This is a genomic window from Bacteroidota bacterium, from assembly GCA_034723125.1.
In the GTDB taxonomy this organism is placed as follows: domain Bacteria; phylum Bacteroidota; class Bacteroidia; order CAILMK01; family JAAYUY01; genus JAYEOP01.
The window spans coordinates 1-8,026 of record JAYEOP010000508.1 but is presented as its reverse complement, the minus strand read 5'-3'; the positions used below and the strand labels follow the sequence as shown (position 1 = coordinate 8,026).

Sequence of the window (8,026 nt, the reverse complement as noted above, 5' to 3'; positions counted from 1 at the left end):
AAAAAAATTTATTAACATTAAAAAAACATTAATCATGGAAGAAAAAAACAAAATGCCTTTATTAGGTGATGACTTTCCACAAATGACTGTTCAGACAACTCATGGTATTAAAAAATTGCCAGATGAATACAAAGGAAAGTGGTTCGTATTATTTAGCCATCCAGCTGATTTTACACCTGTTTGTACAACCGAATTTGTTGCTTTTCAAAATAGATATGATAAATTTAAAGCATTAAATTGTGAATTAATTGGATTAAGTGTAGATCAGGTATTTTCTCATATTAAATGGGAGCAATGGATAAAAGATAATTTGAATGTACAAATTAAATTTCCAATAATTGCTGATACAGGAAAAGTAGCAGAAGCTCTTGGAATAATTCATCCGGGCAAAGGAACAAATACTGTAAGAGCTGTGTTTGTTGTTGATCCTGAAGCTAAAATTCGAATAATGATTTACTATCCACAAGAGCTGGGCAGAAATATGGATGAAATATTAAGAGCAGTAGAAGCAATGCAGGTATCTGATAAAAACGGAGTTGCTATGCCAGCAAATTGGCCAAATAATGAAATGATAAACGACCATGTAATAATACCTCCTGCTACTGATGTAGAAACTGCAAATGAAAGAATTCAAAAAGCAGAAAAAGGAGAATTTGAATGTTATGACTGGTGGTTATGTCATAAAAAATTGTAAAAAAATATTAAACTTAAAAATTATGAAAATTAATAAATACCAAGATATTTCTCAAATAGATAGAGAAGCAAAAAAAGATTATATTGACAGACATTCTGCTTTTTTACATTGTGAAAACAATGCAAAAAAAGGAGAAAAATTTAAAGTAAAAGTAAAAGTTGGGGATCAATACCCTCATCCTGATGATCCTGACCATTACATTGCTTGGGTGCAATTATGGAATGCTGAAAAAATGCTTGCCGAAGCAAATTTTATTGAAGGAGCATTAGGTAACGAAGCAAATAATTTAGAAGTTGACTTTTACATTGTTCCTCAAAAGAACATGAAACTGATAGCTCAAGCATTTTGCACAAAACACGGTTTGTGGCAAAGTGAAGAAGTTGCTGTTACTGTAGAATAAATTTCAAAATAGGATGCAAAATATTTTATTTTGTATCCTATAATTTTTAAATAATACTAATTATGCTAAGTAAAAAAATTGAAAAAGAACTAAATAAGCAGATTAATGCTGAATACTGGTCAGCATACTTTTACTTGTCAATGGCAGCTTATTTTGAAAAAGAAAATTTACCAGGTTTTGGGAATTGGATGAAAGTTCAATATCAGGAAGAAATTTCGCATGTAATGAAATTTTTTGATTATGTCAATGATCGTGGTGGACGAGTTTTGTTAAAACAAATTGATGCTGTAAAAACAGAATGGAAAGATGTAATAAATGTAATAGAAGAAACTTTGGAACATGAGCAAAAAGTTACAGCACTAATAAATAATTTGGTTGATATTTCTTTGGAAGAAAAAGATCATGCTACATATAATATTTTACAATGGTTTGTTGCAGAACAAGTTGAGGAAGAAGCTAATGTAGATAAAATATTACAGCAGTTAAAAATGATGGAAGGAAGTAAACACGGATTAGTAATGCTTGACAAAGAACTACAGCAAAGAACATTTATTGACGAAACAAAATAAAGATAATATAAAATTAAAAAAAAACTAAAACATGGATTTATCTGTAAAATATTTAGGATTGGATTTAAAAAATCCAATTATTATCGGAAGCTCAGGATTAACTGATTCTGTTGAAAAAATTAAAAAACTTGCAGAATCAGGTGCAGGAGCTGTTGTTCTCAAATCTCTTTTTGAAGAACAAATTTTAATGGAGATGGATAAAAACGAAAATCAGGATTATAGTGATTACCCGGAAGCACATGACTATGCTCGCTATTACACAAAAGAGAAAAGTACTAGTGATTATATAGATTTAATTAAAGGAGCAAAAGATTCTGTTGACATTCCTATTATTGCAAGTGTAAATTGTGTTACTGCAAATGAATGGATTTCTTTTGCAAAAAAAATTGAAGATGCCGGTGCTGATGCAATTGAAATAAATGTTTCGATGCTTCCTTCCGATGTAAATTTAAGTAGTGCAGATAATGAAAAAAAATATTTTGATATTATTTCTGAAGTAAGAAAAAATGTTAAACTACCTATCGCCTTAAAAATGAGTCATTATTCAGCAGGTTTGGCTCAGTTAATTCAAAAATTAAGCTGGACAAAAGATTTGGATTCCTTTGTTTTATTTAATAGATATTACAGCCCTGATATAGATTTAGACAAAATGGAAATCAAAAGTTCAAATGTATTTAGTACAGCAAACGAAATAACTGTTTCGTTAAGGTGGATAGCTTTGTTAAGTCATAAAATAAAACTTCCATTAGTTGCAACAACAGGAATTCATGACAGCGAAGGCGTTGTAAAGCAAATACTTGCCGGTGCTCAAGCAGTTCAAATAGTTTCAACTATTTACAAGAATAAAGATGAATATATTGGCGAAATAATTAAGGGATTAGAAGATTGGATGAAGAAAAATAATTATAATTCTTTAGCTAACTTTAGAGGACAACTTAGTTATGAAAAATCAAAAGACGGTGCTGCTTTTGAAAGAATCCAATTTATGAAGTATTATTCTCACATATAATTGAGGGGGCTATAAATAATTAAAATGGAATCATTAAAAGGAACAAAAACAGAACAGAATTTGTTAAAATCATTTGCTGGAGAATCTCAGGCAAGAATGCGATATGATTATTTTGCCAAACAGGCAAAAAAAGAAGGTTTGGAACAAATCTCGGCAATATTTGCAGAAACAGCATTGAATGAAAAAGAACATGCAAAAAGGTTTTTTAAATTTCTTGAAGGAGGAGCAGTTGAAATCACTGCAATTTATCCTGCAGGAAAAATAGGAACCACACTTGAAAACCTAAAAGCCTCTGCTGAGGGTGAAAATGAAGAATGGACAGAACTTTATCCTGAATTTGCAAAAGTAGCAGATGAAGAAGGTTTCAAAGAGATTGCAACTGCTTATAGAATGATTGCTAAAGTAGAAAAAGCACACGAGGAAAGATATACAAAATTATTTTCCAATCTTGAGGAAGGTAAAGTGTTTGAAAGAAACAGTAAGATTGTTTGGAAATGTCGTAATTGCGGATATTTGCATGAAGGAACTAAAGCTCCCGAAATATGTCCTGCATGTTTGCACCCTCAATCTTATTTTGAAATAAAAGAAACTAATTATTAATAACTAAAATAGAATATTATGAAAAAGTATGAATGTGAAGTATGTGGTTATATTTATGACCCCAAAGTAGGTGACCCCGATGGTGGAATTGAGCCGGGAACAGCTTTTGAAGACATCCCTGATGACTGGATTTGCCCAGAATGTGGTGTAGGAAAAGATGATTTTGAACTTATTGAAGAATAGAACCCCCTTAAATTAAATTTAGTAACGTATTTAATTTATTGAAAGACCTATACCTGAATTTTTATAAAGTTTGGGTATGGGTTTAAAAAAAAGGTCAAAGCAGATCAACAATGCTTGACCTTTTTATTCTCATTTCTTCAAAAGATGGATTAAGCTTTTTTAATAGATTTAGAGTAGATAATGAATGTTGAACCTCACAGTAATATAAAACAAAAAACTTTAAAAATAAATTTAGACCAAAGCATCTTTGGCACTTTTGCTGAAATAGGTGCAGGTCAGGAGGTCGCAAATTATTTTTTTAAAGCAGGAGCTTCTTCTCAAACAATTGCAAAAACTATTTCTGCTTACGATATGGGAATGAGCAATTCCTTATACGGAAAAACAAACAGCAAAAGATATGTTAGTGAAGAAAGGCTAAAAAAAATGCTTTCAATTGAATATAGCCAATTAGTTTCTTCATTAAAAAATAAACATCCTAATAATATTAGATTTTTTGCATTTGCAAATACAGTTTCAGCAATCAATTATCAAAAAACAAATGAAAGTCATGGATGGGTAGGAATACGATTTCAATTACATCCGGGACATGAACCAAATGAAATACTCATGCATGTAAAAATGTATGAAAAAGATAATATTTTACAACAAAGAACACTTGGTATCATTGGTGTTAACTTAGTTTATGCATCTTATTATTACTACAATTACACAAATAGTTTTCTTCAATCTTTAATGGACTTTATTTCAAGAGATAAACTTGAAATAGATATGATAAAAATGACAGGTCCTGAGTTTAACGAAATTGATAACAGATCTTTAAGCCTGCAACTTGTTAAAAACAAAATGACAAATGCAACATTATTTGATAGTTTGCATAATGTGAAACCTCCATCAGATATTTTCTACAAAAAAAACATAATGGTTTTAAGGGGGAATTTTCGCCCGATAACTTATGTTGCACTTGATATGCTTGAGAAAGGTTTTGAAACGTTTAAAAAAGACAAAAGCTATAATGGAGAAGAAACATTATTATTCTGTGAAATTAGCATCGAAAATTTATTAAAAGATTTGGAATATGACGAAAGTGATTTCCTAAATCGTGTTGACTTAATAAATGGATTGGGAATTAATGTAATGGTTTCTGATTTAAAGTTTCACTATGAATTTGTAGAATATTTTGACATTTTTAAAATTTACAATTTAGGAATCATAACATCCTCTTTGTCATTACAAAATCTTTTTCTGAAAGATTACTACAAAAATTTGCATGGAGGTATAATGGAAGGATTTGGAAAACTATTTCAAAATAACGTAAAGATATATGTTTATCCTGCCCAACAATCTGGAAAGGATGAACTTTTAACATCTGAAAACGTAATAATAAAAGACGAATCCCGACACATATATAATTATTTACTTGATACAAATAAATTGGCTCAAATTACAAATGCAGATATAACTAAATTGCATATTTTTTCAAGAACAGTATTGAAATATATTCAAGAAGGCAATCCTATTTGGGTAAAAATGGTTCCTTCTTTTGTGTCTAAAGAAATTAAATCAAAACAGATGTTCGGATATAAAAAATTAAAAGAAAATTTAAACTAATTATTATGACGGGATTAAAAATTGGGGATAAAGCTCCGGAAATAAATGCTCAAAACCAAGATGGCAAAGAAATAAGTTTAAACACTTTTAAAGGGAAAAAACTAATATTGTACTTTTATCCAAAAGACAATACCCCTGGATGTACTGCTGAAGCTTGTAATTTAAGAGATAATTTTCAGGAACTAAAGAATAAAGGATTTCATATTTTAGGTGTTAGTCCCGATAGTGATAATTCTCATCAAAAATTTATAGCAAAACATAGTTTGAACTTTGATTTGATTTCTGATGTTGAAAGAAAAATTCTAAAGGATTATTCTGCATGGGGAGAAAAAATGATGTTTGGTAAAGTCAAACTTGCTGTTTTAAGAAAAACTTTTGTGATAGACGAAGAAGGGAAAATTGAGAAAATATTTAACAAAGTAAAAACCAAAGAGCATGCTCAACAGATTTTAAATGAGTATCAAGTTTAAAGATTAATGTAATGATTTTCTGGAAAGTATTTGAATCGATTTTAATATTAGTTGGTATAGGATTTATTGGTTTTACCATTATATCAAGAAAAATTGTACCGATAAAAATACTTGATGTTCTTTCACCACTAATTCTCGATATTGCACTACCTTCTTTGATTTTTACAAATATTATTTTACACTTTAATCCGGTAAATTTCTCTGAATGGTGGATATTACCATTTTGGTGGGTAGGTTTTATTGGTGTAACGTTTTTGTTGTCAATAGCCGGAATGAAACTGATAAGAAAAAAATTCAGACCTGAATTTGGGATAAGTCTATTGTATCCAAATGCTATTTTTGTCCCAATGGCAATTATTCAAAATCTTTGGGGAGATAGTTCTACGATATTAGTTGAGCTTTTTTTGTTTACACTTTTTTTTCCTGCTTTTATGTTTAATACTTATCATCTTTTTTTTAAAAATAAAGAGTCGGTAAATAGTAAATTTAATTGGAGGAAATTTTTTAACCCAATTTTGATAGCTACAATCATAGCTATTGTACTCCGATTATCAGGTACATACCAAAGTGTTCCAAATGTAATATTATCAATAACTAAGATTTTAGGAAATACTGCTTTACCCTTAATTTTAATTCTAATTGGGGGGAATGTTTATGTAGATTTTAAAAGAAAAGGTAAAATACAGTTAAAAGCTGTATTAATATTTGTAACACTTAAAAATTTTCTTTTTCCTCTTATTATTCTTGCAATATTAGTAATTATAAAACCGGCATTTTCTGTTGCATTTCTAATTTTTCTTCTTAGTGCAGTACCTCCAATTACTGCTATTCCTATTTTAACAAATAAGGTAGGAGGAAATGTTTCTTTAACAAATCAATTTTTAATATCAAGTTTTCTTGTGTCCATTATTTCTATACCATTGTTAATGTTGGTATTTGAACTTTTCTTTTCATTAAACTAAAAAGCGTGGAAAAATTATTCGATACATATAAAAAAATAAAAGCAGATATACTTAATCGAATAATTGAATTCAAATTTATTTGGAATAATGCAGATGAAAAACGCTTATTTCAAGAGCTTGCTTTTTGTTTACTTACCCCTCAATCTAAAGCTGAAAATGCCTGGCAAACAATAATTAGTTTGTCAGAAAATCAAATGTTGTTTAAAAGTAAAGCTGAAAATCTTGCTAAAGAGATGAATCTTGTTAGGTTTAAAAATAATAAAGCAAGATATGTAGTAGAAGCCCGTGAAATGTTTTTTAATAATTCAAAAGGAATTAGAAAAACAATGTCGGAACAACAAACTGTTTTTGATAAAAGAAATTGGCTGAATAAAAATATAAAAGGTTATGGTTTAAAAGAATCAAGTCATTTTTTAAGAAATATTGGTTTTGTTGAAGACATTACAATTTTAGATAGACATATTTTGAAAAATTTGAAAAATTTTAATGTAATTAAAGAAATTCCAAAATCAATTTCAGAAAATAAATATTTTGAAATTGAAAATAAGATGAAGGAATTTTCAAATGAAATTAAAATTCCTTTATCACATCTTGATTTTATCTTTTGGTATAACGAAACAAAAACCCTTTTCAAATGATAATTGATTGGTTAGAAAAATTCAGTCCTGTAATGCAGGCATTTATCGCAACAATGTTTACATGGTTGCTGACTGCTTTGGGTGCATCTGTAGTTTTCTTTTTCAAAACAATTAATAGAAAAGTTTTGGATGGCATGCTTGGATTTGCAGCAGGAATTATGATTGCCGCCAGTTTTTGGTCATTGCTGGCACCAGCCATCGAAATGACTGAAGATGCAGGTAAAACGTCATGGATACCAGCTGTTGTTGGATTTCTAACAGGCGGCTTGTTTTTATGGATAATTGATAAAATTTTACCTCACCTCCATTTGGGTTATCCAAAGTCTGAAGCAGAGGGTATCAAAACCGGATGGAACAAAAGTGTACTGCTTGTATTAGCAATTACACTACATAATATTCCAGAGGGTCTTGCGGTAGGTGTTGCTTTTGGAGCTGTAGCATCAGGATTACCTTCTGTAACAATTGCCGGAGCGATAGTACTTGCAATTGGTATTGGAATTCAAAATTTTCCTGAAGGTACTGCTGTTTCTGTTCCTTTGCGTAGAGAAGGATTGTCAAGATTTAAAAGCTTTTGGTATGGGCAATTGTCAGGTATTGTTGAACCTATTGCAGGAGTAATTGGTGCTGTTGCTGTTATGTCAATGACTAACTTTTTGCCTTATGCTTTGTCATTTGCAGCAGGTGCTATGATTTATGTTGTAGTTGAAGAATTAATTCCCGAGTCACAACTCAACAAAAATAATGATATTTCTACAATAGGAGCGATGATTGGATTTGCTTTAATGATGTTTTTGGATGTGGCACTTGGGTAGTAAGCAGTCGGCAGTGAGCAGTCGGCAGTAAGCAGTCGGCAGTAGGCAGTAGGCAGTTCTCAGTCGGCAGTGAGTAGTCGG

Annotated in this window: 11 protein-coding genes; all 11 read left to right on the top strand. The window is 30.3% G+C overall.

The window, feature by feature from the left end:
• Positions 1–34: 34 nt before the first annotated feature.
• The 11 genes from U9R42_13235 (at position 35) to U9R42_13185 (ending at position 7,945) form a co-directional block, all read left to right on the top strand.
• Complete coding sequence (locus U9R42_13235) at positions 35–694, top strand: peroxiredoxin (protein MEA3496983.1); 660 nt, start codon at positions 35–37, stop codon at positions 692–694.
• A 19-nt stretch (positions 695–713) separates the two neighbouring features.
• Entirely contained in the window at positions 714–1,094 is a 381-nt protein-coding gene (locus tag U9R42_13230; GenBank protein ID MEA3496982.1) for a desulfoferrodoxin family protein, read from the top strand.
• A 62-nt stretch (positions 1,095–1,156) separates the two neighbouring features.
• The gene (locus U9R42_13225; GenBank protein MEA3496981.1) at positions 1,157–1,663 is read left to right on the top strand and encodes a ferritin; all 507 of its coding nucleotides are present in this window, start codon (positions 1,157–1,159) and stop codon (positions 1,661–1,663) included.
• Between the two features lie 31 nt (positions 1,664–1,694).
• On the top strand, positions 1,695–2,672 hold the full coding sequence (locus U9R42_13220) for a dihydroorotate dehydrogenase-like protein (protein MEA3496980.1): 978 nt from the start codon (positions 1,695–1,697) through the stop codon (positions 2,670–2,672).
• A gap of 24 nt (positions 2,673–2,696) precedes the next feature.
• Positions 2,697–3,272 (top strand): rubrerythrin family protein, encoded by a 576-nt coding sequence (locus tag U9R42_13215; protein MEA3496979.1) that lies wholly within the window; start codon positions 2,697–2,699, stop codon positions 3,270–3,272.
• Between the two features lie 18 nt (positions 3,273–3,290).
• On the top strand, positions 3,291–3,455 hold the full coding sequence (locus tag U9R42_13210) for a rubredoxin (GenBank protein ID MEA3496978.1): 165 nt from the start codon (positions 3,291–3,293) through the stop codon (positions 3,453–3,455).
• A 180-nt stretch (positions 3,456–3,635) separates the two neighbouring features.
• Complete coding sequence (locus U9R42_13205; GenBank protein ID MEA3496977.1) at positions 3,636–5,063, top strand: TonB-dependent receptor; 1,428 nt, start codon at positions 3,636–3,638, stop codon at positions 5,061–5,063.
• Positions 5,064–5,068: 5 nt separating this feature from the next.
• Positions 5,069–5,533: a thioredoxin-dependent thiol peroxidase gene (bcp, locus tag U9R42_13200; GenBank protein MEA3496976.1), complete on the top strand. Its 465-nt coding sequence runs from the start codon at positions 5,069–5,071 to the stop codon at positions 5,531–5,533.
• 11 nt (positions 5,534–5,544) lie between these two features.
• Positions 5,545–6,495, top strand: coding sequence for an AEC family transporter (locus U9R42_13195; protein MEA3496975.1), 951 nt, complete (start codon positions 5,545–5,547; stop codon positions 6,493–6,495).
• A gap of 5 nt (positions 6,496–6,500) precedes the next feature.
• Complete coding sequence (locus tag U9R42_13190; protein MEA3496974.1) at positions 6,501–7,133, top strand: N-glycosylase/DNA lyase; 633 nt, start codon at positions 6,501–6,503, stop codon at positions 7,131–7,133.
• Between the two features lie 2 nt (positions 7,134–7,135).
• Positions 7,136–7,945, top strand: a complete 810-nt coding sequence (locus U9R42_13185; protein MEA3496973.1) for a ZIP family metal transporter — start codon at positions 7,136–7,138, stop codon at positions 7,943–7,945.
• Positions 7,946–8,026: the final 81 nt, after the last annotated feature.